Source organism: Streptomyces sp. LBL, assembly GCF_029893585.1.
Classification (GTDB): domain Bacteria; phylum Actinomycetota; class Actinomycetes; order Streptomycetales; family Streptomycetaceae; genus Streptomyces.
In genome coordinates this window covers 112,226-138,653 of record NZ_JARXYX010000027.1, presented here as the reverse complement: position 1 = coordinate 138,653, position 26,428 = coordinate 112,226, and the positions used below count along the sequence as shown (strand labels likewise).

Genomic DNA, 26,428 nt, shown 5'->3' with positions numbered 1-26,428 from the left:
CTGGTGCTTCATCCGGGCCATGTCCGAGGCCATGATGATGTCCTTGTTACCCGTCGTCGTGACGAAGATGTCCGCCTTGTCCACGACGTCGTCCAAGGTCGCCACCTGGTAACCGTCCATCGCCGCCTGCAGCGCGCAGATCGGATCGATCTCCGTGACGATCACCCGCGCGCCCTGCCCCCGCAGGGACTCCGCACAGCCCTTGCCCACATCGCCGTAACCGAAGACGACCGCGGTCTTGCCGCCGATCAGGACGTCCGTGGCACGGTTGATACCGTCGATCAAGGAGTGCCGGCAACCATACTTGTTGTCGAACTTCGACTTGGTCACCGCGTCGTTGACGTTGATCGCCGGGAACAGCAGGCTGCCGTCACGGTGCATCTCGTACAGGCGGTGGACCCCCGTCGTGGTCTCCTCCGTCACCCCACGGATCTCCGAGGCCAGCCGGGTCCACTTCTGCGAACCGTCCGTGATGGTGCGGTGCAGGAGATCGAGGATGACCCGGTGCTCCTCGTTCTCGGCCGTCCCGACGTCCGGGACCTTGCCGTCCTTCTCGTACTCGACACCCCTATGGACCAGGAGAGTGGCGTCACCCCCGTCGTCCAGGATCATGTTCGGCCCACCGGTGGGAGTGTTCGGCCAGGTCAACGCCTGCTCCGTGCACCACCAGTACTCCTGAAGCGTCTCACCCTTCCAGGCGAAGACCGGAACGCCCCGCGGGTCGTCGGGCGTACCCTCCGGGCCCACAGCGACCGCCGCCGCCGCATGGTCCTGGGTGGAGAAGATGTTGCACGAGGCCCAGCGGACCTCGGCACCCAAAGCGGCCAAAGTCTCGATCAGGACCGCGGTCTGCACAGTCATGTGCAGGGAGCCGGTGACACGCGCCCCCGCCAGGGGCTGCGCTGCGGCGTACTCCTTGCGGATCACCATCAGACCCGGCATCTCATGCTCGGCGAGAGTGATCTCCTTGCGGCCGAACTCGGCCAGAGAGAGATCGGCGACCTTGAAGTCCTGTCGGTTGTCGACAGTCGTCATTCGAGCTGCTCCTCGGGGGTTGGGGCGAGGTGGGTAGGGCTGGTCTGCGCGGCGGCGGACACAGGGGTGCCCCGAAGGAGGACACAGGCATGCCCGCGTGTGCGCAGCGCAGTCCGTCGGAGGCCCTCTCTCCCTCGGTCGGTCCGCGGTGGGACCGCCCGACCGCCATCAGCAGCGACGTCTGGCTCCCACCCAAGCTACACCGGTGGACCGGGGCATCCCCAGTCCGCCTCCGAACACATCGCGCCATTACGTCAGGAGACCGGCGAGCAAGGGACGGAGGACGAAACAAGAGCGGGCAGAGCGTTACAAAGGTGTGGAAGCTTGGATATCGGAGTATCTGATCGATCTTGTGGGACGTCCGGGACAGCGTGGAGGCGTTCGGGTTGACTCTGCGTCCGACCGGCATCGCACAGTGGGCGACGAGCGTCTGCGGGGCCTGGCGTTGCTGTCGCGGAAGCTGAGGATCACGGATTCCGGAAGCGGCCGTCGGCGGCCGAAACCGAAGCGGCGGTCATCGAAGCGCTGAGCGAGCTCCATCAGGGGGTGAGCCCGGGTCCGAAGGAAAGCGCGGGCCGGCTCAGGCGGCTCAGGCGGCTCAGGCGGCTCAGGCGGCTCAGGCGGCTCAGGCGGCTCAGGCGGCTCAGGCGGCTCAGGCGGCTCAGGCGGCTCGCAGGCAGCCGATACTCTCTGCGACTGCGGGAGTTCCGCGTGGCGAGGGAGCCGTGGTGAGCAAGGCACGGAAGCTGGGGGTGGCCGCAGGGGTTCTGGGACCGCTGGGGCTGTTGCTGGTGATCGGGCCCGTGGTGGCTCTGTGGACGGGGTATCACGGGAGCACTGTGCGGAGCGGCAGGATGGCACCGACGTACACGGAGGGTCAGCAGCTCGTCTACGAACGCGTCGACGGGACTCAGGTGCGCCGCGCCGACGTTGTGCTCTTCAGGCGCCCGAGCGCTACGACTTCGACAGCCCCGTCATGAAACGCGTCATCGGCGTGGGCGGCGATCACCTCGTGTGCTGTAGGGCGAGGGCGCGCGGGAGCGGCTGATCGTCAATGGGAAGCCGCTCGAGGAGCGGTATGTGGCGGACGGCATTGCCGACGGGTTGCACCAGCCGTACGACGTGAAGGTGCCGGAGGGCCGGTTGTTCCTGCTCGGCGATCACCGGCTGAACTCGCGGGACTCCCGGTCCTTCGCCGACGACCACAGCGGCACGGTACCGGTCGGCTCGGTGCACGGCCGGGTGACGGACGACGACACCGTGCCGGTGCTGCTCGGCGCCGTCGCGTTGGTCGGGATCCTGGTCGCCCTCACCGGCTTCGGCCTGGGGATCGCCGCCCTGGCCCTGCGGCGGCAGAAGCCGGTCGCCGTGCAGCCGCCGTGGCCGACACAGGTGTGAGAGCGGACGGGACGGGGGGCCGTCGAACGCCCGGCGAGCCCCGTCGCCGTACGCAATCCGCTGCCGGGGATCAGTGTCCGGCGGGGTGCGGCGCCGGTCCTCCGGGGGTGGCTTCGCGATCGGGGCCCTTGGCGGCCTCGGCCTCGGTGTAGATGTCGGGTTCGAGGTAGATCACGCGGGCGATCGGGACGGCCTCGCGGATGCGGGCCTCAGCGGCGTTGATGGCGGAGGCCACCTCGGCGGCGGTGTCGTCGTGCTGGACGGCGATCTTGGCGGCGACCAGGAGTTCCTCGGGGCCGAGGTGGAGCGTGCGCATGTGGATGATGCCGGTGACGGTGTCGCCGTCGACGATGGCGGTCTCGATCTTCTTGATCTGTTCGGGGCCCGCGGATTCGCCGAGCAGCAGGGACTTGGTCTCGGCGGCCAGCACGAGTGCGATCACGATGAGCAGGATGCCGATGCAGAGGGTGCCGATGCCGTCCCAGACGCCGTCGCCGGTGAGCAGGGCCAGGCCCACGCCACCGAGAGCGAGGACCAGACCGACGAGCGCGCCGAAGTCCTCCAGAAGGACGACCGGGAGTTCGGGGGCCTTGGCGCGGCGCACGAACTCCTTCCAGGAGAGGGTTCCGCGCAGCGGGTTGGCCTCCTTGATGGCCGTACGGAAGGAGAAGCCCTCTGCGATGATCGCGAAGATCAGGACGCCCACCGGCCAGTACCAGTGCTCGATCTCGTGCGGCTCCTTGATCTTCTCGTAGCCCTCGTAGATGGCGAACATGCCGCCGACCGAGAAGAGGACGATGGAGACGAGGAAGGCGTAGATGTAGCGTTCGCGGCCGTAGCCGAAGGGGTGTTGCGGGGTGGCTTCGCGTTGGGACTTCTTGCCACCGAGCAGCAGCAGGAACTGGTTGCCGGAGTCGGCGAGCGAGTGGACGCCCTCGGCGAGCATCGACGACGAGCCGCTGAACGCGAACGCCGCGAACTTCGATGCCGCGATCGCGAGGTTGGCGCCGAGTGCCGCCACGATCGCCTTGGTACCGCCTGACGCGCTCATGTGTTCGCGTTGTCCCTTCGCCGTCGTACGTACGCGGGCGCCCCAGGAGGGTCGTCCAAGGACCCGGCCTTTGCCGGTCCTTTGCCGTGGGCCATTCTTGCAGCCCGGCGCGACACCGACGCGTCAGGTATCCACAGGGGCGGTCATACCATCACGGTGGCTCGGAAGAGCGTGCCCACCCCGGACACCTCGGCCTTCGCGTCCGCCGGTACGAACACGGATTGCCCGGGAGTCAGTTCGTATTCCCCCGCCCGTACTGATCCGGCCGTGCAGAGCAGGATCTGCGGGGTCGCTCGGGTGAGGTCGTGGGCGCCCTCGGCCTCGGACTCGGGAAGGACGTACCTCGACAGCCGGAACTCGTCGATGGGGGTCTCGTAGACCTCCTCGCCGTCGGGGGACGCCTCGGGGCGCAGGACGCCGGGGTCGCTCGGCTCGAAGCGGACGATGCGCAGGAGTTCGGGGACGTCGACGTGCTTGGGGGTCAGGCCGCAGCGCAGGACGTTGTCGGAGTTCGCCATGATCTCCACGCCGAGGCCGTTCAGGTACGCGTGCGGGATACCGGCGCCGAGGAACAGGGCCTCCCCGGGCTGGAGTCGGACGTGGTTGAGGAGCATGGCGGCGATGACGCCGGGGTCGCCCGGGTAGTGGTGGGCGATGTCGGCGTACGGGGCGTAGGCGCCACCGAGGCGGCTGCAGGCGGCCGTGGCCGCGGTGACCATGCGGGTCATCTCGTCCGGGTCTGCGGTCAGGATCGCGGTGAGGACCTCCCGCAGGGCCGCGTCCTCGGGGCGGGCGTGCAGCAGGTCGACGTACGGCTTGAGGGCCTCGACACCGAGGCCGTCGAGGAGATCGGCGGTTTCCGCCGGGTCGCGGAAGCCGCACAGTCCGTCGAACTCGGTGAGCGCACAGATGAGTTCGGGCTTGTGGTTGGCGTCCTTGTAGTTGCGGTGCGGGGCGTCGACCGGGATGTTCCGGTGCTCCTCGTCCTCGTACCCCTCCTTGGCCTGGTCCAGGTCGGGGTGCACTTGGAGGGAGAGGGGGGCGCCGGCGGCGAGGATCTTGAGCAGGAAGGGCAGGCGCGGGCCGAACCTGGCGACGGCCGGTGCACCCAACTCCCGCTCCGGATCGGCCTCGATGACCTCGACGAGCGTGCCGCGCTCGGTGCGGGAGGGCGCGCCCGGGTGGGCGCCCATCCACATCTCCGCCTGCGGTTCGCCGCTCGGCTCGATGCCGAGCAGCTGAGGGATCGCGGTGGTCGAACCCCAGGCGTAGGGGCGGATCGTGTTGTCGAGGCGGTCCATGGGGTTCTTTCTGCCGGTTCTTGGTGCGTACGACGGGGAGCGCCGGGCGTACGACGGTCAGGGCGTCCTGGGCAAGGTCAGGCCCCTGAGGCGAGCGCCAGGTAAACGGCGGCGAAATCCGTCATGGCGATCAGTTCCGCGAGGGTCTCCAGTTCGCCGCCGGACTCCGGCTCCAGCTCGCTGATCGGCGTGTCGCGACTGAGGGCCAGGTCACGGGCGGTGGGGGCGGCGGTGAGGCCGCCGATCGGGCGGTCGCGGAGCAGCACCACGCGCGCGTGCAGGACAGGTCGCTCCTCCACCCGGTCGCGGAAGAAGTCGTCGGGGTCGGCGCCGGCGGCCAGCCGACCCGCGAGCAGGGCGCTGTGCGCGGCGAGCGCCTCGGGCAGCTCGGCGACGACTGCCGGGGTTCCGGACAGCTCGGCGAGGGCGGCGGCGAACCGGCGTCCGGCGGGGCCCGCTGAGGTGCCCTCGGTCCAGATCACGGGGAGGGTGTCGGCCAGTTCGGCGGCCAGCGTCTTGGCCGGGTTGCTGTAGGTCACGATGGCGGGCCCGCAGCGCTCGGCGACCCGGTCGAGTCGGTCGGCGACCTTCTCGAGGGCGGCCGGCGGGGCGGTGAGCAGCCCGGTGCGGTCCAGGATCGCGAGCAGCGGGGTGAGCAGCGCCCACAGCACGCCGGGGGCGGACGCGGTGAGGACCTGTCCGTCCGACTCGTCGTACGGGGCGGTCGCCATCGGTACGAAGAGGCCGTGGGCGCCGTCCACCGCCTCGGTGAGGGGCGTACGGGCGGGGGCCACGGCGACGACCGTGCAGCCGCGTCGGTAGGCCGCTTCGGCGAGCAGGGAAAGGCCCGGCTCGGTGCCGTCGGGGGTGGCGATCAGCAGCAGGTCCACAGAGCCGGCCCAGCCGGGCAGTTCCCAGCGCAGGGCGCCCGCGGCGGGGGCGACGCCGGTGGGTGCCAGGCGGGTGACCGGGCTGCCCGGGCCGGCGAGCGTGCCGAGGAGGTCGGCGGCACAGGTGGCGGCGGCGCCGGGGCCGGCGATCAGGACGGCGCGCGGGCGGCCGTCCGGCTTGAGGTCGGACACCCCGGCCTCGGCGGCGAGCCGGGCGGCCGTGCGGACGCGAGCGCCGGCCTCCGCGGCGCCGCGGAGCAGGCCGCGATGGTCGGCCCCTGAGAGCGCGTCGGGGGTGTCGAGCAGCGATTCGTCGAGCATGAGCGGCAGCCTCCGGTCGCCGTGTTCGTCGGATGCGCGGGTCTCCGGGTCGCCGGGTGGTCGCTTACGCGGGGCGGCGGGCCTCGTCGACGAGGAGGACGGGGATGCCGTCGCGGACCGGGTAGGCCAGGCCGCAGTCCTGGCCGGTGCAGATCAGCTCGGTGTCCTGCTCCTTGAGGGGTGCGTGGCACGCCGGGCAGGCGAGGATCTCCAGGAGGCCGGCTTCGAGCGGCATGGGGGTTCCCTTCGGGGGCGGCACTGATGTGGCCTGGTCAGGGTACCGCCGCAAGGGGGACGGTGGCGGGGTCGGGCCGGGCCGGGCCTGAGTTCAAGGGGGATCCCCTTCGCACCATCGCCCCAACGGCAAAGGCCCCCGTCGTCCCATCGGCACGACTGCCAGCAGCTGCGCCAAGCCACAGCGGCCCCCGCGGCGGAGCCCCGAGCGGCCCCGCGCCGCAGCCCCGGATGATCCCCACGCCTCAGCCCCGGATGATCCCCACACCTCAGCCCCGGATGATCCCCAGCACCTCGTCCCGCACCTTCGTCATCGTCGGCTCGTCCCTCGCCTCCGCGTTCAGCCGCAGCAGCGGTTCCGTGTTGGAGGGACGGACGTTGAACCACCAGTCCGCCGAGGACACCGTCAGGCCGTCCAGCTCGTCCAGTTCGACGCCCTGGGCGTTCTCGTACGTCGAGCGGATCACCGCGAGGCGGGCCCGCTGGTCGGCCACCGTGGAGTTGATCTCGCCGGAGCCCACGTAGCGGTCGTACTGCGCCACCAGGGCCGAGAGGGGGCCGTCCTGGCCGCCCAGGGCCGAGAGGACGTGCAGGGCGGCCAGCATGCCCGTGTCGGCGTTCCAGAAGTCCTTGAAGTAGTAGTGGGCGGAGTGCTCTCCGCCGAAGATCGCGCCGGACCTCGCCATCTCGGCCTTGATGAAGGAGTGGCCCACGCGCGTACGCACCGGGGTGCCGCCCTGCTCCTTGACGACCTCCGGCACCGACCAGGACGTGATCAGGTTGTGGATGATCATGCCCTTGCCGCCGTGCCGGGCGAGTTCACGGGAAGCGACCAGGGCGGTGATGGCGGACGGGGAGACCGGGTCGCCGTGTTCGTCGACGACGAAGCAGCGGTCGGCGTCGCCGTCGAAGGCGATGCCCAGGTCGGCGCCCTCCGCGCGGACGCGATTCTGGAGGTCGACGATGTTCGCCGGGTCGAGGGGATTGGCCTCGTGGTTCGGGAACGTGCCGTCGAGTTCGAAGTACATCGGGACGACGTCCAGCGGCAGGCCCGCGAAGACCGTCGGGACGGTGTGGCCGCCCATGCCGTTGCCCGCGTCGACAACGACCTTGAGGGGGCGGACGGAGGTCAGGTCGACGAGGGAACGGAGGTGGGCCGCGTAGTCCCCCAGGGTGTCCTGCCGTTTGATCGTTCCCGGGGTCGCGACCGGCTCGGGGGCGCCCGACTCGCTCCATCCCTCGACCAGTTCGCGGACCTCGGCGAGGCCTGTGTCCTGACCGACCGGGGCGGCGCCCGCGCGGCACATCTTGATGCCGTTGTACTGGGCGGGGTTGTGCGAGGCCGTGAACATCGCGCCCGGCAGGTTCAGTGCGCCGGAGGCGTAGTACAGCTGGTCGGTCGAACACAGGCCGATCTCGGTGACGTCCACACCGCGGGCGGTCGCCCCGCGCGCGAAGGCTCGCGACAGGCCCGGGGACGACGGCCGCATGTCGTGCCCGATCACGATCGCCCTCGCGCCGGTCACCTGGACGAACGCGGCACCGAAGAGTTCGGCCAGCGACTCGTCCCACTGGTCCGGGACGACCCCGCGCACGTCGTACGCCTTCACGAGCTGTGAGAGATCAGCAGCCACGGCCTGCCCTTCCGAAAGTCCTGTAGGTCGCCCCAAAGTACCCGTACCGACTGACAGTGCGCCGTGCGGTTGCCGAGTGGTCGTCGAGCCGTCGCGTGCGCGCGTGCGGTACGGCGACCAGGGCACCCACGCCCGCCAAGGCGGCCCCGATGTCGGCGAGTTGCGCGGAGAGGTGGTTCGAGGCGGCGAACTGGGCCACGGCGAAGGCGGTTCCGCGCAGCCGGGCGGGCACCCAGGTCTCCCGCAGACCCCGCGGCCGATGGTCGTGTCCGCGCCAACGGCACGTCCACGAGTGTGCGCCGTTCAAATGTGCGCCGTTCAAAGGGGCGGGTGGGCCCGGCTCAGTTGTCCGGCGAGCGCAGCACCCGCAGGTGGCCGCGGCGCGCGACCTCCATCGGATCCGCCCGGCGACCCCCGCCGCCGGCCTCGGCCGCGCGCTCCTGAGGGCGGGCCGCCTCGCGCACCGCGTCGGCAAGCGCTTCCAGATCGTCGCCGCTGGGCCGGGCCGGGGCCGAGGCGTCGAGGAGGCGGACGACCTCCCAGCCGCGTGGGGCGGTGAGGCGAGAGGAGTGCTCGGCGCACAGGTCGTAGCAGTGGGGTTCGGCGTAGGTGGCGAGCGGGCCGAGGACCGCGGTCGAGTCGGCATAGACGTATGTCAGTGTCGCGACGGCGGGACGGCCGCAAGCGGTTCGCGAACAGCGACGTACAGGGCTCACGACGTTGGACGGTACCGCACTCTTGAGCGGGCCGCGACGAATCTCCCCCGGGCCGCTCCACCGTGTCGTGCTGTGAAACGCCCCACACGCCTCTCCGGTCCCAGCGCTCTGAACTGCACCGATACCCGTCACCGAGGGGGTGGGCGGTTTGGGGCCCGGTCACCACTCGGTACAAACCCCGTCAATCGCCTTGAGATCAACGGTCTCGTAGAGATACGGAATCGAGCCCAACCTTGGCTGGAATGGTCAACTGGCGACATGGCGTACGGGATCGACGCGTGCCGTCCGCGCGGGCCGCGTGGGGGTCGGGCACGCGGGCCCGGCGGGGACTACGCTTCACCGGTGATGGACAACCCCGCAACGCCCCGCGCCGCCGCCCCCGGGCCCCGCCGTCGTGATCGCCACGGACGGGGCATGCGCGGCCCGATCGCGCCGCCGCAGGTGCCGATCGCCGCGAGCCGTGCGGAGGCGTTCGCGGATCTGGTGCAGGACTCCGTGGAACGGCTGGAGCGGCGCTGGCCGCAGCTCGCCGACATCGATTTCCTCGTGCTCGAAGTGCCACACATCGACGGGCCGGGGGAGGCCTGGAACGACGAGGCGGTACCCCTGGGCGGCACGATGCCGGCCCAGGACGGGCGGCGGGCCCGGGTGATCGTCTATCGGCGGCCGGTGGAGATCCGCACCAAGGGGCGCGACGAGCGGGCCGCCCTGGTGCACGAGATCGTCGTCGAGCAGGTGGCCGAGCTGTTGGGGCTGACTCCCGAGACGGTGGACCCCCGGTACGGGGAGGACTGAACCGCACGTCCCGGGAGGGACGCCTACTTCTGCAGCACCGACAGGTCCTCGTCCGCCTCCGGTACCGCCACCGTGCCGCGGTCGCCCGGGAGGGTCTGGATGGTGAAGCCCGGGACGCCGTCCCCCGTGGCCACGAGGGTGCGGGCCGCGTAGACCGGCCCCCCGGAGACCGGCTCGACCGTCAGGGCGTACGTCCCCTTCAGGCCGCTCGGGACCGGGGCCTCGACGTGCTGGGTGGTGCCCGCCTTGAGGGTGAACGTCTGCGACTGCGCCGTACCGCCGCCGCTGCCCGCCGAGGCGGTGACCTTGACCTTCGCGGTGCCGGTAGGGGCGGTCAGGGCGAGCGTGGTGCCCTTGGAGCTGTTGTCGGCGGACGTCGCGCGGGCGCCGACCGGGGCTGCGGCGGGGATGAACGCCGTCTCCTGCTTGTCCCCCTTGCCGCGGATGACCCGCACGGCCGCGACCACCGGCACGGACTGGTCGGTGGGGGTCAGGATCAGGGAGCCGGCCTCGCCGCGGGTGACGTCACCGAGGTCGACGGCGGTCGTCCTCCCCGCCTTGACGTGCAGCGTCTCGTTCCCGGCGGGGGTGATCGACCCGGACGGGGAGGCGAGGCGCACCTTCAGGTCGGCGTCGGAGTCGCCGGGGGTGAAGGCAACCAGGCGCACGGCCGTGGCGTCCTTCGGGATGCCGGGCAGGACGAGGTTGCCCGCCGGGTCCGCGGCCGCGGCCAGCCAGTCGCCGCCCAGCCGTTCGTCCAGGGCCTGTATGGCCGCGCCCACGCGCCCGCTGCGGACGTTCACATGGACGGTGAGGTTCTCCTGCTTCTCGTCCGTGAGCGTGGACAGCAGGATCGGTTCGCTGGAGTGCGGCCGGACGGTGATGTCCTCACCCGCCGTGGTCTGCAGGGCTCCGTCCTTGCCGTAGACCTCGAGGTCTACGACGGCGGCGGAGTCGTCGGGGTTGGTCAGGTGCACGTAGTCGGTGCGGTCGGAGGCCGTGCTGGCACCGGGGAACCAGAACTCCGTTTCCGGGGCGGTGCAGTTGACGCCCTGCAGGCCGCGGCCCGTGCCCGCGGCGACCTCGGTGGTCTCCTGGAGGGACCAGCCGGGCGCGAACTTGCCCTCGGCGGTGCCGAGGAGCGCGGGGGTGCCGGAGCCTGACACGTCCCCGGTGACCGGAGTGCCGGGCTCCTTCGGCGTCAGGACCGGTTTGTCGGCCTTCTTCTTGCCACCGCCCTTGCCGCCCGCGCCGTCTGCCGACTGCTCGGCGGCGGGCAGGAGTTCGGCCTTTCCGTCGCTCCCAGTGCCCTTGGTGACGGGCGTGAAGGACGTGTACGACGTCTCCGCGAGGTCGGAGAGGCTGGGCGCCGGGCACAGCAGACTGGTGCGCTCCACGGGCCGTTCGGCGGTCGCCTCGGCGGTGCGGGTTCCGGCGGTGGCCGGGGGGTCGAGCACGGCGAACCCGGTGACGGCGGCGAGCGCCGCGGTGCCCGCGATCAGGGACAGGGTGGTGCGGTTCACTGCTGACTCCCGTCGGGGCGCTGCTCGTTGCCGGTGCCGTTCGGGTGCGGCTGGTGCGGCTGGGGCTGGGGCGGCTGCTGCGCCGGGTCGTACTCCTGCTCATAACCCTGCTGCGGGTACTGCCCGTAGTCCTCGTCGTACGGCGCCTGTTGGGGCCGGCCGTAGGCATACGGGTCGTACTGGCCGCCCTGGTACGGGTCCGCCTGGTAGGGCTGCTGGTCGTAGCCGCCCGCCGGGTACTGCGGTGCGCCCTGGTACTGCTCGTTGCCGTAGCCGCCGTACTCCGTGCCCGCGTAGCTCGGGGTGTCCTGCCCCCAGCCTCGGCCGTCCTCGCCCGGGGGCACCCCCGTGCCGTAGGGCTGCTGCTGTGGGACGGGAACTTGGGCCTCCTCCGCAGGAGGAGGCGGGAACTCGTCGGGCCGGCCGTCCTCTTCGGCCTCGGCCTGGGCGCGCAGCCGGCGGGCGCGGCGGCCCTCGCCGGCGATCGGCTGGGCGGAGACTTCGGGCTCGTCGGGGAGGTCGTCGTCCACTTCACGGCGACGGCCGGGCAGGGCCAGCACGACGAGGACGACGGCGAGTGCGCCCTGCGCCCACAGCCACCCGGTGTGGGTGAGGGGGGCGTCGTAGGTGACGTCCAGCTTGCCGCCGGAGGCGGGCAGTTCGAAGCCCTGCGCCCAGCCGTCGACCGTGGTGCGGGTGAGCGGCTTGCCGTCCAGGGTGGCCGTCCAGCCCTCGGCTGTGGTGTCCGCGAGGCGCAGGACGCGGCCGTCGGCGCCGGACGGGATCGTGGTGTGGATCTCGACGGGGCCGGCGGCGACGGGCTGCGGGGCGCCGGACCCGGTGCCGACGGTGGCGCGCGCGACCTCCTGGTCGACCCGCCACAGCCCGCTGCCGTCCTGTTGGCTGAGCCGGGACAGACCGGGCGTGGCGTCCAGGACTCGGGTGACGTCGTGGGGCGCGCCCTTGTGGACGAGGACGTAACGCACGGCGAACTTGCCGAGCTGGTCGGTCTGGTCGGCGCCGGAGCCGGCGACGAGGTTGGCGACGACCTTGTCGAGCGCGCTGTTCTCGCCGTCGGTCGCGGCGAGTTCGGCGTCGCCGAGGCGGACGCCGGAGCCCCGGACCAGCATGTAACCGACATGGGAGGCGGAGTCGCTGTCGAGGACGAGAGTGCGGGCCTGGTCGCGGCTGCCGCTCTCCTCGGCGACGAACGCGGGCACCTGCACGGGGTCGCGGCGCTCCAGGGGGCCGTCGGCCCCGCCGATCATCCAGCCGGCGGCGACGAGCAGCGGGCCCGCGGCGGAGGCGAAGGCGATCAACGCGGCGACCGGCTGGCGCCAGCCGAAGCTCTGCTCGGCCACCCGCGCGCGTGCCCCGTCGGCGCCGAGGACGGCGGCGGCCAGGAGCGCGAGGCCGTAGACGAGGGTGGCGGGGCCGGCCCAGGTGGAGGCGTTGGAGAGGACCGCGAAGATCAGACCGACGAGGGCTGCGGTCCAGGCCGTCCAGATGCCGAACTGCCGCTCCGAGCGCAGCAGCGCGGCGAGAGCGGCCAGGACGATGCCGATCAGCATCAGTCCGTTGACCGTGCCGGGTCCGCCGGGGCTGATGCCGAGCAGGTCGAGGGCGGAGGCCGCCGAGGAGCCGTACTCCAGGCCGGCCTCCTGGAAGAAGCCGAACGGGAGCAGGGACAGCGACCAGGGCGCGAGGATCAGCAAGGGGGTGCCGAGCTGGGCCAGGAAACGTGGGCCGTAGCCGGTGATCTCGGCGCGGCGCACGGCCAGCAGACCGATACCGAGGACCAGCGCGACGGGCCAGATGACCGGCGTGAACGCGGTGGTGACGGTCAGCAGCAGGGCATACGCCCAGGTGGCGCGCCAACTGCCGCGCGCGCCGGAGTCGTTCGCGAGGCCGCTGGCGGCGATGCCCGCGCGCGCGATGAGCGGCAGCAGGACGGCCAGGACGGCGGTGCCGAGGCGGCCGCCGGCGAGGGCGCCGGTGGCGGCGGGCAGGAGGGCGTAGACGACGGCTGCCCACGCGCGCAGGAGACGCGACTCCACCAGCGGGCGGGAGGCGAAGTACGCGGTGAAGCCGGCCAGCGGGACCGAGAAGACCAGCAGGACCGTGACCGCGAGGCCGGTCGAGCCGAACAGCAGGGACGCGAGCATCGCGACGAGCGCGAGGTACGGCGGTGCGGACGGGGTGCCGCCGACGCCCACCGCGTGCCAGGCGTCCAGGTAGCGCGACCACAGCTCACCGGAGTCGGCCGGGGCGGGCAGCAGGGCGCCGCCCGCGAGCGCGCCGGAGCCGAGGAGGGCACGGCAGGCGACCAGGGAGACCAGCAGCAGCACCAGGAAGAGCACCGGGCCGGGCTTGCGGGCGATGCGCTTGACCCGGACGAACTGTTCGATCTCCAGGAAGTCGGCGTCGTCGCCGCCGGGTCCGGACTCGATCCCACCGCCGTGCCGTCCGGCGCCGGAGGCCGCCTCCTGGTCGGAGCTGCCGAAGAGGTCGGCGGCGGCCTGCTCGACCGTGGCGCGGATCGTCGCGCCCGGCGGCGGGAACAGCGGCCGCATCTCCTCCTTGCCGACGGCCTGGCTGCCGCGCCTGCGGCGCCCGGCGAGGATCCGCTCGGGCCGCAGCAGGGTCCCCAGCAGACCGCGGATCTCGTCGACGGCCTGTCCGGGGACCTTGCCGACGAGGTAGGCGACGGTCCGCAGCAGGGTGCCGACGGCGAGGCGCAGCATCACCCAGGGCAGCTGGGCGGCGCGCGTGTTGACGAGCAGGGTGTAGACCGCGCCGGCCTTGTCGACCTTGTGCGGGGAGGCGGTGGTGCGGCCCGCGCAGTCGACGGCGCGGCGCTCGCGCGAGGCAGCCTCGGCGTGGCGTACGACGGCTTCCGGGGCGGTCAGGACGCGGTAGCCGGCCGCGTGGGCGCGCCAGCACAGATCGACGTCGTCCCGCATCAGGGGCAGCCGACGGTCGAAGCCGCCGAGCTGCTCGAAGACGTCGCGGCGGATCAGCATGCCGGCGGTGGAGACGGACAGCACCGGCCGGACATGGTCGTGCTGGCCCTGGTCCTGTTCGCGACGGTCGAGGCCGGTCCAGCGGCGGCCGGAGTGGGCGATGGTGACGCCGACCTCCAGCAGCTGTCGGCGGTCGTACCAGCCGCGGAGCTTGGGGCCGACGACGGCGACGTCCTGTCGGCCCTGTTCGTACTCGGCGTCCACGACCCGCAGCAGGTGGGCCAGGGCGTCCGGTTCGGGGGCGCAGTCGTCGTGCAGCAGCCACAGCCACTGGACCGGCTCTCCGTGCGGGAGTTCCGGCAGGTCGTAGGCGTCGTCGCGCCAGCTGCGGGTGACCGGGTCCCAGCCGCTCGGCCGCTTCAGGTACGGCAGCTCGTCCGGCGTGAGGACGGGTGCGGAGCGGCCCGCCTCCTCGACGGCCTGGCCGAAGCTGGTGCGCCGGGCGAGGTGCAGCACGTGGTCGGCGCCGAGGGCTTCGGTGACCAGCTGGGCGGAATCGTCCGCGCTGCCGGTGTCGGCGCCCATGGCGAACTGCACCGGACGCTCCTGGCTGAGCAGCCCGGCGAGCGCGTCGGGCAGCCAGCGGGCGCCGTCGTGGGAGACGAGGACCGCGGTCACCACATGACGCGGAAACTCAGGGGCGGCAGCGCTCTCTTGCTGGGCTGCCGTGTGGCTGTGCACGGACATCGAGGTACGGGCCCCGGTTCGGTGGACTGCGGTGGACGCCTGTGCCCCGGCGGGACAGCGAGGCGTCTCGGACGAGCGCCCACACTATCGGCTGTGCACAACAGCGGCCCGCCGCCTGTGGATAACCCACCTGCGACGGGCCGTTCGTGACGCATCGATGGACGCGCCCACGTGAGGATCCGCGCCCCTCGGTTCAGACGGCGGCCTTCTTCAGTCTGCGGCGTTCGCGTTCGGACAGACCGCCCCAGATACCGAACCGTTCATCGTTGGCGAGGGCGTATTCGAGGCACTCGGAGCGGACCTCACAGGCGAGGCAGACCTTCTTGGCCTCGCGGGTGGAGCCGCCCTTCTCAGGGAAGAAGGACTCGGGGTCGGTCTGGGCGCACAGCGCGCGCTCCTGCCAGCCGAGTTCCTCGTCCGCGTCGTCGACCAGCAGTTGCTGCACCGTCTCGGTCATGTGCGCCCCTCGTCTGTCTACTCGCGTCCCCGTGATGTAGCCGTTACCGATTTCGGCTGAACGACACGAGTGAAATTACAAGTGCGCTGCTCCGGGCGAGTCAAGCCGAGATCTGCTATTGAGCCCCTTATTCACTCTGCGGAACCAAGGCCTAGCAGAAAGTGTTCAAATCGGCATAAACCTTGACACACAGACGAGCCCCGAAAGGACACCTCGCGCCGCGCAGTGCGCTTCGGACTTGTACGGAGAAGGACGCTCAGGAGTTCGATCTCGTTGCGACCGACGCGCACGCCGAAGCGAACCGGATCACAGTCGGATCACAGGACCGCAACAGGGCTTGCGCGCCCGGCTGTCGCCATGTGTCCCGGATGGCGCCTGAACAAACCTTTCATCGTGGAGTTGGACCGGATGAGGTGAAACACGTCCCACTTGCCGGGCGTCGAGTTGACAGTGAAGGTGTGAACCGATGTCCTTGTGGGCATGCTCGCGAACTCGGCACTCACCTCGACCCGCTCGGCCGGGTCCCTCGGTGCTGCCCACGCTCGCTGTAGCTGTTGTTGCCGTCCCAGCTGTTGAGCCGAACTCGCTCCGGCTGCGCATGAGTCCGCCTCGACTCGGCTGCTGTCCCTTTTGAGCCCCACCAGGGTCGAGCCCTCACCCGGGCCCCTCGCCCGCCCGCGACCCGGGCGGACGGTACGCGTCACCCAGGCCAGCCCCCACTCTTCCGCCGAGGAACACCCACCCCATGAACAGCGACAGCGACCTCCAGATCGCCGGCGACATCCTCGAAGTCCCGCACCTGCTCCAGGCTCCGCGTGAGCACCCGGCCACCGTCGCCGAGTTCGTCGGCCTGTCCCGTTCCCTGGCCGCCGACCGCTCCCAGTGGGAGCACCTCGTCCAGTACGACGCGACGACACGCTGGTACCACCGGCTGCGTACCGGACCCGGCTACGAGGTGTGGCTGCTGTCCTGGGTGCCCGGGCAGGGCAGCGGACCGCACGACCACGGCCGCTCCTCCGGTGTTCTGACCGTCCTGGAGGGCACGCTGACCGAGCGCACCGAACGGGGCACGCGCGCGTGGGGAGAGGGTGCGCAGCGGGTCTTCGCGCCGGGGTACGTGCACGAGGTGATCAACGACACGCTCGAGCCGGCCGTGAGCCTGCACGTCTACTACCCGGGCCTGACCGAGATGCCCATGCTCCCCCAGTCCCCCCTGCGTTCTGCCGTACAGACCCCCATGGCCTGCACGGCCCCCGCGCCCCACGACGACGCGGACATCGTGACCGCCTGACGCGTTCCGGCCGGCGCGACCACCGGACGCGTTGTCGTGACCGCCTGACGGGTTGCGGACGGCGTGACCGGCTGCCGCGTTGTCGTAGCCGCCTGCAAGACTTGGCCCATGCGCATTGTGGTTCTGGCAGGCGGCATCGGTGGTGCCCGGTTCCTGCGCGGTCTCAAGCAGGCCGCGCCGGACGCGGACGTCACGGTCATCGGCAACACCGGGGACGACATCCACCTCTTCGGGCTGAAGGTCTGCCCGGACCTCGACACGGTGATGTACACACTCGGCGGCGGCATCAACGAGGAGCAGGGCTGGGGGCGGGCCGACGAGACCTTCCACCTCAAGGAGGAGCTCGCGGCGTACGGGGTGGGCCCCGAGTGGTTCGGGCTCGGCGACCGGGACTTCGCGACGCACATCGTGCGGACGCAGATGATCAGTGCGGGGTATTCGCTGAGCGCGGTGACCGAGGCACTGTGCGACCGGTGGAAACCCGGCGTACGGCTGATCCCCATGACGGACGACCGGGTCGAGACCCATGTCGCCGTCGAGGTCGACGGGGAGCGCAAGGCGATCCACTTCCAGGAGTACTGGGTGCGGCTGCGGGCCGCCGTGCCGGCCCAGGCGATCGTGCCGGTCGGGGCGGAGCAGTCGAAGCCGGCACCCGGGGTCCTGGAGGCCATCGCGGAGGCGGACGTCGTGCTGTTCCCGCCCTCCAACCCGGTCGTGTCCATCGGCACGATCCTCGCCGTGCCCGGCATCCGGGAGGCCATCGCCGACGCCGGGGTGCCGGTGGTGGGCCTGTCCCCCATCGTCGGGGACGCGCCGGTGCGCGGGATGGCCGACAAGGTACTCGCGGCGGTCGGCGTGGAGTCGACGGCCGCGGCGGTCGCCGAGCACTACGGCTCGGGGCTGCTGGACGGCTGGCTGGTCGACACCGTGGACGCCGGCGTGGTGGAGCGGGTGGAGGCCGCCGGGATCCGCTGCCGGGCCGTACCGCTGATGATGACCGATGTCGACGCGTCCGCGCAGATGGCACGGGAGGCGCTGACGCTGGCGGAGGAGGTGCGGGCGGTTTGAGTGGCGTATCTGTGAACGGTTACCAGGTCTGGGCCGTGCCCGGGCTGCCCGAAGTGCAGCGGGGCGACGACCTCGCCAAGCTGATCGCCGCCGCCGAGCCGGGGCTGGCCGACGGGGATGTCCTCCTCGTCACCTCGAAGATCGTGTCCAAGGCGGAGGGGCGCGTGGTCCAGGCGGCCGACCGGGAGGCGGCGATCGACGCCGAGACCGTCCGGGTCGTGGCGCGGCGTGGGGCGCTCAGGATCGTCGAGAACCGGCAGGGGCTGGTGATGGCCGCCGCCGGCGTCGACGCCTCCAACACCCCTTCGGGAACGGTGCTGTTGCTACCCGAGGACCCGGACGCGTCCGCACGGGCGATCCGGGACGGACTGCGGGACACGCTCGGCGTCAACGTCGGCGTGGTCGTCACCGACACCTTCGGGCGACCCTGGCGCGAAGGGCTCACGGACGTGGCGATCGGCGCCGCCGGAGTGCGGGTGCTCGACGATCTGCGCGGGGGCACGGACGCGTACGGCAATCCGCTCAGCGCGACGGTCGTCGCGACGGCGGACGAGTTGGCCGCCGCCGGCGACCTGGTGAAGGGCAAGGCCGACGGGCTGCCCGTCGCCGTGGCGCGCGGGCTGGGGCACATGGTGGCCGACGGGCGCGCGGAACACGGGGAGGGCGCACGGGCCATGGTGCGCGGTGCGCGCGACGACATGTTCCGGCTGGGCACCTCGGAAGCGGTGCGGGCGGCGGTGACCCAGCGGCGTACGGTACGGGCCTTCACCCAGGAGCTGGTCGACCACGGAGCCGTACGCCGTGCCGTGGCCGCGGCCGTGACGGCCCCGGCGCCGCACCACACGACGCCGTGGCGGTTCGTGCTGCTGGAGTCGGAGGAGTCGCGGGTCCGGCTGCTGGACGCCATGCGGGACGCCTGGATCGCCGATCTGCGGCGGGACGGGAAGTCGGAGAAGTCCATCGCCAAGCGGGTGCGGCGGGGAGACGTGCTGCGGAACGCGCCGTATCTCGTCGTGCCCTGTCTCGTCATGGACGGGTCGCACACGTACGGCGACGCGCGGCGGGACGGGGCCGAGCGGGAGATGTTCGTGGTCGCCGCCGGAGCGGGAGTGCAGAACTTCCTGGTCGCGCTGGCCGGGGAGCGGCTCGGGTCGGCGTGGGTGTCGTCCACGATGTTCTGCCCGGACGCGGTGCGCGAGGTGCTGGGACTGCCGGAGGACTGGGATCCGATGGGGGCGGTGGCGGTCGGGCATCCGGCACAGGACCCGCCGGCCCGGGCGGAGCGGGATGCGGGGGCGTTCATCGAGGTGCGGTGAGCCGGGGCGGGGGGACGGCCGTTTGTTCACCTTGCTCGTCCGGCCCCTTGCTCGTCCCCCCTGCCCGTCCACCTTGCTCGTCCACCTTGCTCGTTCGCCTTGCTCGGCGGACGAGCGCCTAGTCTCGTAGGACATCTCAGACGCCTCCGACATCTCCGGGATCTTTCGTGGCTGGACGGTTCGCTCCTCGGCCCACGCTCCCCCACAGCCCTGAAGGCGTGGGAGGGGCCCCCATGCCCGTGCGCGGTGGGGAGGTCGTCGTGCCCGCCGCACGCCGGGCGCCGGTGGCCGCGGGGCGGGTGCGGACGTGCGTGCCGGACGGGCCGCTCGATCTCGGGTTGGTGCTCGGGCCACTGCGGCGTGGGCCTGCGGATCCGACGTTCCGGGCGCTGCCGGACGGGTCCGTGTGGCGGGCCAGTCTCACGCCGGTCGGGCCGGGGACGCTACGGGTGTCCGCATACGGCGGTGAGGTGCGCGGGGAGGCGTGGGGGCCGGGCGCGGAGTGGCTGCTGGAGCAGTTGCCGGGGATGTTGGGCGCCCATGACGATCCGTCCGCGTTCACGCCTCGGCACCGGGTCGTGGCGATGGCGCGGCATCGGCGGCCGGGGCTGCGGCTGACCCGGACCGGGCTGGTGCTGGAGTCGTTGATTCCGTCGGTTCTGGAGCAGAAGGTCACGACGGACGAGGCCTATCGGGCTTGGCGATCGCTGGTACGGAAGTTCGGGGAACCGGCGCCGGGGCCTGCGGCGGGCGGGCGGCTGTGGGTGATGCCGGCACCTCGGACGTGGGCGTTGATTCCCTCGTGGGAGTGGCATCGGGCAGGGGTCGACAACAAGCGGGCGTCGACGATTCTGCGGGCGGTGCGGGTTGCCGCGCGGCTGGAGCAGGCCGTGGAGTTGTCTCCGGATCGGGCCCGGGCCCGGCTGGAGGTGGTACCGGGGGTCGGGCCATGGACGTCCGCGGAGGTGGTGCAGCGCAGCCATGGGGCGGCGGATGCGGTGACGGTGGGCGATCTGCATCTGCCGGGGATCGTGGGGTGGGCGCTTGCCGGGGATCGGTTCGCGGATGACGGGGTGATGTTGGAGTTGCTGGAGCCGTATGCGGGGCAGCGGCATCGGGCGGCTCGGTTGATCATGTTGAGCGGGAAGGTGCCGGCACGGCGGGCGCCGAAGATGCCGCGGGGGGATATCGGGCGGTGGTGACCTGCCCGGGGGCCGGGTCGGCGTGACCGTCCTCAAGGCTCCGCCCCCAGCCCCCCCGCCTCCCCTCCTTTTACTACCGACCGCCTATTGATCCGAGGAGAACCGCACCGCCCCCGCCGGGATCCGCACGTCGCACCACACCCGCATCCCGTCCCGGAGTTCGTTGTCGGCGCCGATGACCGCGCCGTCGCCGATGACCGTGCCGGTGAGGACGGAACGTTCCCCCACGCGGGCGCGGGTACCGATGAGGGAGTCGGTGATGACGGCCCCGGGTTCGATGACCGCGCCGGGGAGGATCGTCGAGCCGAAGACCCTCGCGCCCTCCGCGACGAACGCGCCCTCACCGACCACCGTCCCGCCGGTGAGCTTGGCGTCGGGAGCGACCCTCGCCGTGGGGAGGACCAGGCGGTCGCCGCAGTGGCCGGGGACCGCCGGGGACGGGGCGCGGCCGAGGACCAGGTCCGCCGAGCCGCGGACGAAGGCCGCCGGGGTGCCGAGGTCCAGCCAGTACGTGGAGTCGACCATGCCCTGGAGGTGGGCTCCGGCCGACAGCAGGTCGGGGAAGGTCTCCCGCTCCACCGACACCGGGCGGCCGGCCGGGATCGTGTCGATGACCGAGCGGCGGAAGACGTACGCCCCCGCGTTGATCTGGTCGGTGACGATCTCCTCGGGGGTCTGCGGCTTCTCCAGGAACGCCAGGACCCTGCCCGTCCGGTCCGTGGGGACCAGGCCGTAGGCCCGCGGGTCCGTGACCTTGGTGAGGTGCAGGGACACATCCGCACCGGTCGTCTCGTGCGTCCGCACCAGCGCCCTGATGTCCAGGCCGGTCAGGATGTCTCCGTTGAAGATCAGGACGGGGTCGTCGGGGCCCGAGTGGAGGCGGGTGGCCACGTTGCGGATCGCGCCGCCCGTGCCGAGGGGCTCCTCCTCTGTGACGTACTCGATGTGGAGGCCCAGCGAGGAGCCGTCGCCGAAGTACGGCTCGAAGACCTCCGCGAGGTAGGAGGTGGCGAGCACTATGTGGTGGACGCCCGCCGCTCTCGCTCTCGCCAGTTGGTGCGTGAGGAAGGGGACCCCTGCCGCGCGGACCATGGGTTTCGGCGTGTGCACCGTGAGGGGGCGCAGCCGGGTTCCCTTGCCGCCGACCAGGAGGATCGCTTCTGTCACCTGTCGTCTCCGCTTCCTGCCGGGACCGGCCGAACAGTCTTTCGGCCGGCCAGTGTATGCAGACCGTTGTGCGACGCCTTCGACGGCCGTGCGGCATTCAGCCTCTTGCCCCCCGATGGCGGTGAATGTGCCCTCCGGAGCCCCGAAGACTCCGAAGCCTCCGGAGCCTGTGGTCCCTCCGGACAGTCCGGACAGTCCGATAGACCCCCCGAAGCCCGGCACGGTTCCCTGTTCGACCTGCCCAGACGGTGTTCGAGCCCCCTGGACCCAGATCCGGGTGCCGACGGCCCTGACGCGGGCCGCGGTCGTGCGGGCGGCGCCGAGCATGCGGTAGAGCCGCTGACGGCCGGGGCGCTTCGTGGAGAAGCCGCCCCGATGACCGGAGATCACGTTCGATCGCACGCTCTTTCCCTTTGGTGGAGATTGCCACCGTCGGACTCCGGATATGTCTTTCCACGCGGATTGCCCCGGGCGGACCGACCTTCCACGCACTCGTCGACGAGGAAGTGGTAGCCGACGTCGCGCCGGCCCATGCTCGCGCCGTGGTAGCGGTAGCTACCACGGCTGGCGGAGGGCACCTGCGCGCAGCGGTGGCCGGTGGCCGGGTGGTGGACGAAGGCCACCTTGGCCTTCTTCGTGCGGACGAACTTCTTCCGCCCAGCTTCCGCAGAGTTGACGGACCGTCGGGCGGGGCCCCACCGAACCGGGGGCGGGGCGGTGGCCCGGCCGCTCGAAGCGCGGGGGCGGCCCGCGTACCCTTCTGCGGGTGAACGCCACCGACCGCACCCCTGCCGACCTGCTGCGTTCCGCGCTCGCCGCGGACCCCGGACGCCCGCTGGTGACCTTCTACGACGACGCCACGGGCGAACGAGTCGAATTGTCCGTGGCCACCTTCGCCAATTGGGTGGCCAAGACCTCGAACCTCCTCCAGGGCGATCTCGCCGCCGGGCCCGGTGACCGGGTCGCGCTGCTGCTGCCCGCGCACTGGCAGACGGCGGTATGGCTGCTGGCGTGCGCGTCGGTGGGGGTGGTCGCGGATGTCGGCGGGGATCCGTCGGCGGCCGACGTGGTGGTGAGCGGGCCGGACTCGCTGGAGGCGGCGCGGGCGTGTTCCGGGGAACGGGTCGCGCTGGCGCTACGGCCGCTCGGCGGGCGCTTTCCGCAGGTTCCGGCGGGCTTCGCGGACTACGCCGTCGAAGTACCGGGTCAGGGCGACCGGTTCGCGCCGTTCGCTCCGGTGGTCCCGGAGGAGCCGGCGTTGATCGTGGCCGGGCGGGAGTTCAGCGGGGCGGAGGTCGTCGAGCGGGGCCGGGCGGAGGCGCCGGGGCTGGGGCTCACGGGGCCCGGCTCGCGGCTGCTGTCGGGGCTGCCGTACGACACGTGGGAGGGGCTGAACGCGGGGTTGTACGCGCCCTTGGCCACCGGAGGCTCGGTGGTGCTGTGCCGGAACCTCGAACAGCTGGGCGAGGAGGGACTGGCCAAGCGGATCGAGAGCGAGCGGGTCAGCGCTACGGCGCGGTAGGGGTGGGCAGGGCCGGGTCCGCACGTGAGCACCTCGCGCTGATACCGGCCCCGCCCTCACACCGACGCTCGCTCACGCCGACACTCCCGGCGTCGGCGCCCTCGATGCAGGCGCCCCGCTCGGCCCGGCCCCCCTTGATCACCGCGCGCTGATACCTGCCCCACCCTCACGCCGGCACAACCCTCACGCCGGCCCCACCCTCGCACCGGCACAACCTCCCGCCCGCCCTCGCACCGACATCCCCGGTGCCAACGCCCCGTCCCCCGTCCGGCCCACTTCCACCCACCCCCTTCCCCTCATCCGCGCCATCGTCGTAGGAGCAGCCCGCACGACCCGCTCGTACGCCATGAGGGGTGGATCCGACGTGACCGACACCGCAGGCGCACACTCCGGACGGAGCGGCGCCGACGTCGGCCTCGGTCCCGGAGTGGGGGCCTCGGCCAGCGGGAGCGGACTGAGACGGCGGCGCAGGCGGCGTTGGGTGCGCGGGGCGGGGGTGGCCGTCGTGATCGTCGTGCTCGCGGCCGGCGGAGCCGGGTGGGCCCTCTACGCCAATCTCGACGGCAACATCACGCCGGACCGGGCGGCCGCGGCCGAGCTCGCGCGGTACGAACGGGAGCGGCCCGCCTCGCTGGTGCGGGGCGCGCAGAACATCCTGGTGATCGGGTCGGACTCGCGGTCGGGGGACGGCAACGGGCGCTACGGGCGCGACTCCGGGACCCAGCGCTCCGACACGACGATCCTGTTGCACCTGGCCGCCGGGCGGCGCAGCGCCACCGCCGTGTCGCTGCCCCGGGATCTGATGGTGGACGTGCCCGGTTGCGCACGGCCTGACGGCAGCCGCACCGAACCCATGTTCGCGATGTTCAACTCCGCCTTCCAGATGGGCGGTTCGGCCTGCACGGTCCGGACCGTCGAGCGGCTCACGAACATCCGGATCGATCATTACGTGGTTGTCGACTTCCATGGCTTCAAGGACATGGTGGACGCGGTCGACGGAGTACAGGTGTGCCTGGCGAAACCCATCCGCGACAAGGCCGCCAAACTGCGGCTCCCGGCCGGACGGGTGACCCTCGACGGCGAACAGGCCCTCGGCTATGTGCGGGCGCGCAAGTCCCTCGGCGACGGCAGCGACACCGACCGGATGGACCGCCAGCAGCGTTTCCTCGGCGCCCTCGTCCATAAGGTGCGGAGCAATGGCGTCCTGCTGAATCCGGTGAAGCTCTATCCCGTGCTGGACGCGGCCACGTCGTCACTCACGACCGACCCCGGTCTGGCGAGCTTGCGTGGTTTGTACGAACTCGTGCGCCGGGTGCGCGACATCCCCACGGAACAGGTGCAATTCCTCACGGCGCCCCGGGAGTCGTACGTCTATGACGCCAATCGGGACCAGCTCGTGGAACCCGAGGCCGAGAGGTTGTTCAAGCGGTTGCGTACGGACGCGCCGATCGAGGTGACGCGGGCCGCCGAGCGGCATTCGGCGACGAAGAGTGGCAATTCGGCTCAGAATACCGGTGACGACTACAGCGAGTACAAGGCCGATAACGCTTACGGAGGCCTGTACAAGAGCGGGAAGGCCGACGGAAAGCACCCCGCCGGAGTCGCGGGCGACGCTTCTCCCGCACCCACGTTCCGGGGGAACACGGCCGCCGAAGACCCCTGCAAGTAAAGCAATTGCCAAGGCGGTGAACCCTCGTCCGAGAAAATGGGTGGATTGCCCAGTTGTAGGGAAGTGGAATGCGTCACCGCCGTCGCTTCACGCCTTACCTGGCGGTTAGTGTGAGCGATCCGGTGCACCCGGCCATGAGGTCTGTCCTGAGGGTCGTGCACTGTGTGACCGAGACCCGGGCGCCTCTGGAGGGGAAAGGCGCCGCGTGCCCCGACGGAGGAACGGACAACCGTGGACTCGCAAGGCCGAGGGCGGGCGGGCGATATCGACCCCGCAGACCAGTGGGTACTCAATCCGAACACTGGCGAATACGAACTGCGACTGACCCCTTCCGCACCGCAGTCGGCGGTCCCCAGACCGCGCGCTCCTGTCCCGGCCGGGGCAGGCGGGACACGCAGGGCAGGCGGGACGGACGGGGCAGGCGGGACACGCAGGGCACGCGGAGGTACCGCGGCGCCGCCCGCGACCCCCGGCCGCGAGGTCCCGCCGTCGCGCAGGCGCCGTGGTGTGCCGGAGGAACCGTTGCCCGGCCGGCGCGGGCGCCGGCCGGTGAAGAAGAAGTCGAAGGCCAAGAAGGTCCTGCTGTGGACCGGTGGCTCGATGGCGTTCGTCATGGTCGCCGCCGCGGGCGCCGGGTACCTCTACATCGAGCACCTCAACGGCAACATCAATTCCGTCGCCGACGACGGCGCGAGCACCGGCGGCTTCGACAAGGACAAGGCGATCAACATCCTGTTGATCGGCACGGACAAGCGCACCGGTTCCGGCAACGAGGGCTACGGCGACGCCGGCAGCGTCGGCCACGCCGATACCACGATCCTGCTGCACGTCTCCAAGGACCGGACGAACGCGACCGCGCTCAGCATCCCCCGTGACCTGATCACGGACATCCCGGACTGCCCGACCACGCAGCAGGACGGCACGACCAAGGTCATCTCCGGCACCACCGGTGTCCGCTTCAACACCAGCCTCGGTCAGGACGACCGGACACCCAGCTGCACCATGCGGACCGTGACCGAGCTGACCGGGATCACCCCGGACGACTTCATGGTCGCCGACTTCAACGCGGTCAAGACGCTGACCACGGCGGTCGGCGGGGTCGACGTCTGTCTGGCCAAGGACCTCAAGGACCCGGACTCGCATCTGGACCTGAAGAAGGGCACCCAGCACATCTCGGGCGAGGCGGCGCTCGCCTTCGTACGCACCCGGCACGCGGTCGGGTTCGGCGGTGACCTGAGCCGGATCGGGCTGCAGCAGCAGTTCCTGAGTGCTCTGATGCGGAAGCTGAAGTCCAACGACACGCTGACCAGCCCGGCCAAGATGATCAAGCTGGCGGAGGCGGGCACGAAGGCGCTGACCGTCGACTCCCAGCTGGACAGCATCAACAAGTTGAAGGACCTCGGTCTGGAGCTCGGCAAGCTCGACATCAAGAATCTGACGTTCACCACGGTTCCGGTGATCGACAACCCGGCGGAGAAGGTCAAGGCGACCGTCGTGGTCAACCCGGCGTCGGCGCCTCAGGTCTTCGACATGATCAAGAACGATGTGTCGTTCACCGCGGTCAAGGCCCAGCAGAAGAAGGAGGCGGCCACGGTGGCCGCCCGCCTGAAGGGCACCAAGGCGGACGCCTCCCAGGTGCGGGTACGCGTCCTCAACGGCGGCGCCCAGGCCGGCAGCGCGCAGGCGCAGCTCGGGTACCTGCAGAACGAAGAGGGCGTGCTGAAGTCCGAGAACGGCGGCAACGCGCCCGCGGAGCTGAGCCGGACCACCCTTGAGTACGCTCCCGACCAGGCCGACCAGGCCCGTCGGCTCGCGGACATCATGGGGTTGTCCGGATCGGCGTTGAAGCCGGGCAAGAGCGTCACCAACTCCCAGGGTCTGCCCACGATGACGCTGACCCTGGGCAAGGACTTCAAGGGCGCCGGCGTATCGCTCACCACGCCGACGAAGGCGCCGGAGGGGATCCAGAAGTCCACGGCTGACAAGGTCGAGTGCGCCAAGTGACCTGACGGGCCTGTTGTACGTCTAAGGGGACGTACAACAGGCCCGTTCGATGGTGCGAGGGTGGGGAGACAGGGGAGATGACGCGCAGCAGTGTGCACGGGGAGGGGACCCGGCCTGACGTCGG

The 26,428-nt window shown here is 71.4% G+C and carries 20 protein-coding genes and 1 pseudogene; 9 read left to right on the top strand and 12 right to left on the bottom strand.

The features are described 5' to 3' along the window. Positions 1-1,035, bottom strand: a 1,035-nt coding sequence (locus M2271_RS29435) for an adenosylhomocysteinase (RefSeq protein ID WP_280890394.1), incomplete at its 3' end; no start/stop codon positions are given. A 1,080-nt stretch (positions 1,036-2,115) separates the two neighbouring features. On the opposite strand from M2271_RS29435, the gene M2271_RS29430 reads away from it, so the two are divergent. Next, positions 2,116-2,433: a S26 family signal peptidase gene (locus tag M2271_RS29430; protein WP_280890393.1), complete on the top strand. Its 318-nt coding sequence runs from the start codon at positions 2,116-2,118 to the stop codon at positions 2,431-2,433. 70 nt (positions 2,434-2,503) lie between these two features. Here M2271_RS29430 and M2271_RS29425 read toward each other — a convergent pair whose 3' ends face one another. The 7 genes and pseudogenes from M2271_RS29425 to M2271_RS29395 all read right to left on the bottom strand — a co-directional run bounded on the left by M2271_RS29425 (position 2,504) and on the right by M2271_RS29395 (position 8,580). Next, positions 2,504-3,484 (bottom strand): cation diffusion facilitator family transporter, encoded by a 981-nt coding sequence (locus M2271_RS29425; RefSeq protein ID WP_280890392.1) that lies wholly within the window; start codon positions 3,482-3,484, stop codon positions 2,504-2,506. A 143-nt stretch (positions 3,485-3,627) separates the two neighbouring features. Then, the gene (gene manA / locus M2271_RS29420) at positions 3,628-4,785 is read right to left on the bottom strand and encodes a mannose-6-phosphate isomerase, class I (RefSeq protein WP_280890391.1); all 1,158 of its coding nucleotides are present in this window, start codon (positions 4,783-4,785) and stop codon (positions 3,628-3,630) included. Positions 4,786-4,862: 77 nt separating this feature from the next. Next, positions 4,863-5,996, bottom strand: coding sequence for an SIS domain-containing protein (locus M2271_RS29415; RefSeq protein WP_280890390.1), 1,134 nt, complete (start codon positions 5,994-5,996; stop codon positions 4,863-4,865). A gap of 64 nt (positions 5,997-6,060) precedes the next feature. Continuing rightward, positions 6,061-6,231, bottom strand: a complete 171-nt coding sequence (locus M2271_RS29410; protein WP_007382472.1) for a Trm112 family protein — start codon at positions 6,229-6,231, stop codon at positions 6,061-6,063. Between the two features lie 268 nt (positions 6,232-6,499). After that, positions 6,500-7,864, bottom strand: coding sequence for a phosphomannomutase/phosphoglucomutase (locus M2271_RS29405; protein WP_280890389.1), 1,365 nt, complete (start codon positions 7,862-7,864; stop codon positions 6,500-6,502). 79 nt (positions 7,865-7,943) lie between these two features. Next, positions 7,944-8,129: pseudogene (locus M2271_RS29400) on the bottom strand (hypothetical protein); the annotation flags it as partial. 76 nt (positions 8,130-8,205) lie between these two features. Continuing rightward, a complete protein-coding gene (locus M2271_RS29395) occupies positions 8,206-8,580 on the bottom strand; it encodes a DUF3499 domain-containing protein (protein WP_280890388.1) in 375 nt (124 codons plus the stop codon). 345 nt (positions 8,581-8,925) lie between these two features. On the opposite strand from M2271_RS29395, the gene M2271_RS29390 reads away from it, so the two are divergent. Continuing rightward, positions 8,926-9,375 (top strand): metallopeptidase family protein, encoded by a 450-nt coding sequence (locus M2271_RS29390; protein WP_280890408.1) that lies wholly within the window; start codon positions 8,926-8,928, stop codon positions 9,373-9,375. Positions 9,376-9,398: 23 nt separating this feature from the next. Here the strand turns inward: M2271_RS29390 and M2271_RS29385 are convergent, their stop codons facing one another. The 3 genes from M2271_RS29385 to M2271_RS29375 form a co-directional block, all read right to left on the bottom strand. Then, positions 9,399-10,898, bottom strand: coding sequence for a DUF5719 family protein (locus tag M2271_RS29385; RefSeq protein WP_280890387.1), 1,500 nt, complete (start codon positions 10,896-10,898; stop codon positions 9,399-9,401). Beyond that, the gene (locus tag M2271_RS29380) at positions 10,895-14,608 is read right to left on the bottom strand and encodes a glycosyltransferase (RefSeq protein WP_280890386.1); all 3,714 of its coding nucleotides are present in this window, start codon (positions 14,606-14,608) and stop codon (positions 10,895-10,897) included. The genes M2271_RS29385 and M2271_RS29380 overlap by 4 nt, the downstream gene beginning before the upstream one ends. A gap of 193 nt (positions 14,609-14,801) precedes the next feature. After that, the gene (locus tag M2271_RS29375; RefSeq protein ID WP_010034659.1) at positions 14,802-15,065 is read right to left on the bottom strand and encodes a WhiB family transcriptional regulator; all 264 of its coding nucleotides are present in this window, start codon (positions 15,063-15,065) and stop codon (positions 14,802-14,804) included. Positions 15,066-15,810: 745 nt separating this feature from the next. On the opposite strand from M2271_RS29375, the gene M2271_RS29370 reads away from it, so the two are divergent. The 4 genes from M2271_RS29370 (at position 15,811) to M2271_RS29355 (ending at position 19,942) form a co-directional block, all read left to right on the top strand. Beyond that, on the top strand, positions 15,811-16,356 hold the full coding sequence (locus M2271_RS29370) for a cysteine dioxygenase family protein (RefSeq protein WP_280890385.1): 546 nt from the start codon (positions 15,811-15,813) through the stop codon (positions 16,354-16,356). Positions 16,357-16,464: 108 nt separating this feature from the next. Continuing rightward, entirely contained in the window at positions 16,465-17,424 is a 960-nt protein-coding gene (gene cofD / locus M2271_RS29365; RefSeq protein ID WP_280890384.1) for a 2-phospho-L-lactate transferase, read from the top strand. Further along, positions 17,421-18,740, top strand: a complete 1,320-nt coding sequence (locus M2271_RS29360) for a coenzyme F420-0:L-glutamate ligase (RefSeq protein ID WP_280890383.1) — start codon at positions 17,421-17,423, stop codon at positions 18,738-18,740. The genes cofD and M2271_RS29360 overlap by 4 nt, the downstream gene beginning before the upstream one ends. A gap of 233 nt (positions 18,741-18,973) precedes the next feature. After that, positions 18,974-19,942, top strand: coding sequence for a DNA-3-methyladenine glycosylase 2 family protein (locus tag M2271_RS29355; protein ID WP_280890382.1), 969 nt, complete (start codon positions 18,974-18,976; stop codon positions 19,940-19,942). 84 nt (positions 19,943-20,026) lie between these two features. Here M2271_RS29355 and M2271_RS29350 read toward each other — a convergent pair whose 3' ends face one another. After that, positions 20,027-21,109 (bottom strand): NDP-sugar synthase, encoded by a 1,083-nt coding sequence (locus M2271_RS29350; RefSeq protein WP_280890381.1) that lies wholly within the window; start codon positions 21,107-21,109, stop codon positions 20,027-20,029. Between the two features lie 766 nt (positions 21,110-21,875). Here M2271_RS29350 and M2271_RS29340 point away from each other — a divergent pair. The 3 genes from M2271_RS29340 to M2271_RS29330 all read left to right on the top strand — a co-directional run bounded on the left by M2271_RS29340 (position 21,876) and on the right by M2271_RS29330 (position 26,304). Next, a complete protein-coding gene (locus M2271_RS29340; RefSeq protein WP_280890380.1) occupies positions 21,876-22,631 on the top strand; it encodes a TIGR03089 family protein in 756 nt (251 codons plus the stop codon). 364 nt (positions 22,632-22,995) lie between these two features. Next, positions 22,996-24,300, top strand: a complete 1,305-nt coding sequence (locus M2271_RS29335; RefSeq protein ID WP_280890379.1) for an LCP family protein — start codon at positions 22,996-22,998, stop codon at positions 24,298-24,300. 231 nt (positions 24,301-24,531) lie between these two features. Then, positions 24,532-26,304, top strand: a complete 1,773-nt coding sequence (locus M2271_RS29330; protein WP_280890378.1) for an LCP family protein — start codon at positions 24,532-24,534, stop codon at positions 26,302-26,304. The last annotated feature ends 124 nt before the right edge of the window (positions 26,305-26,428 follow it).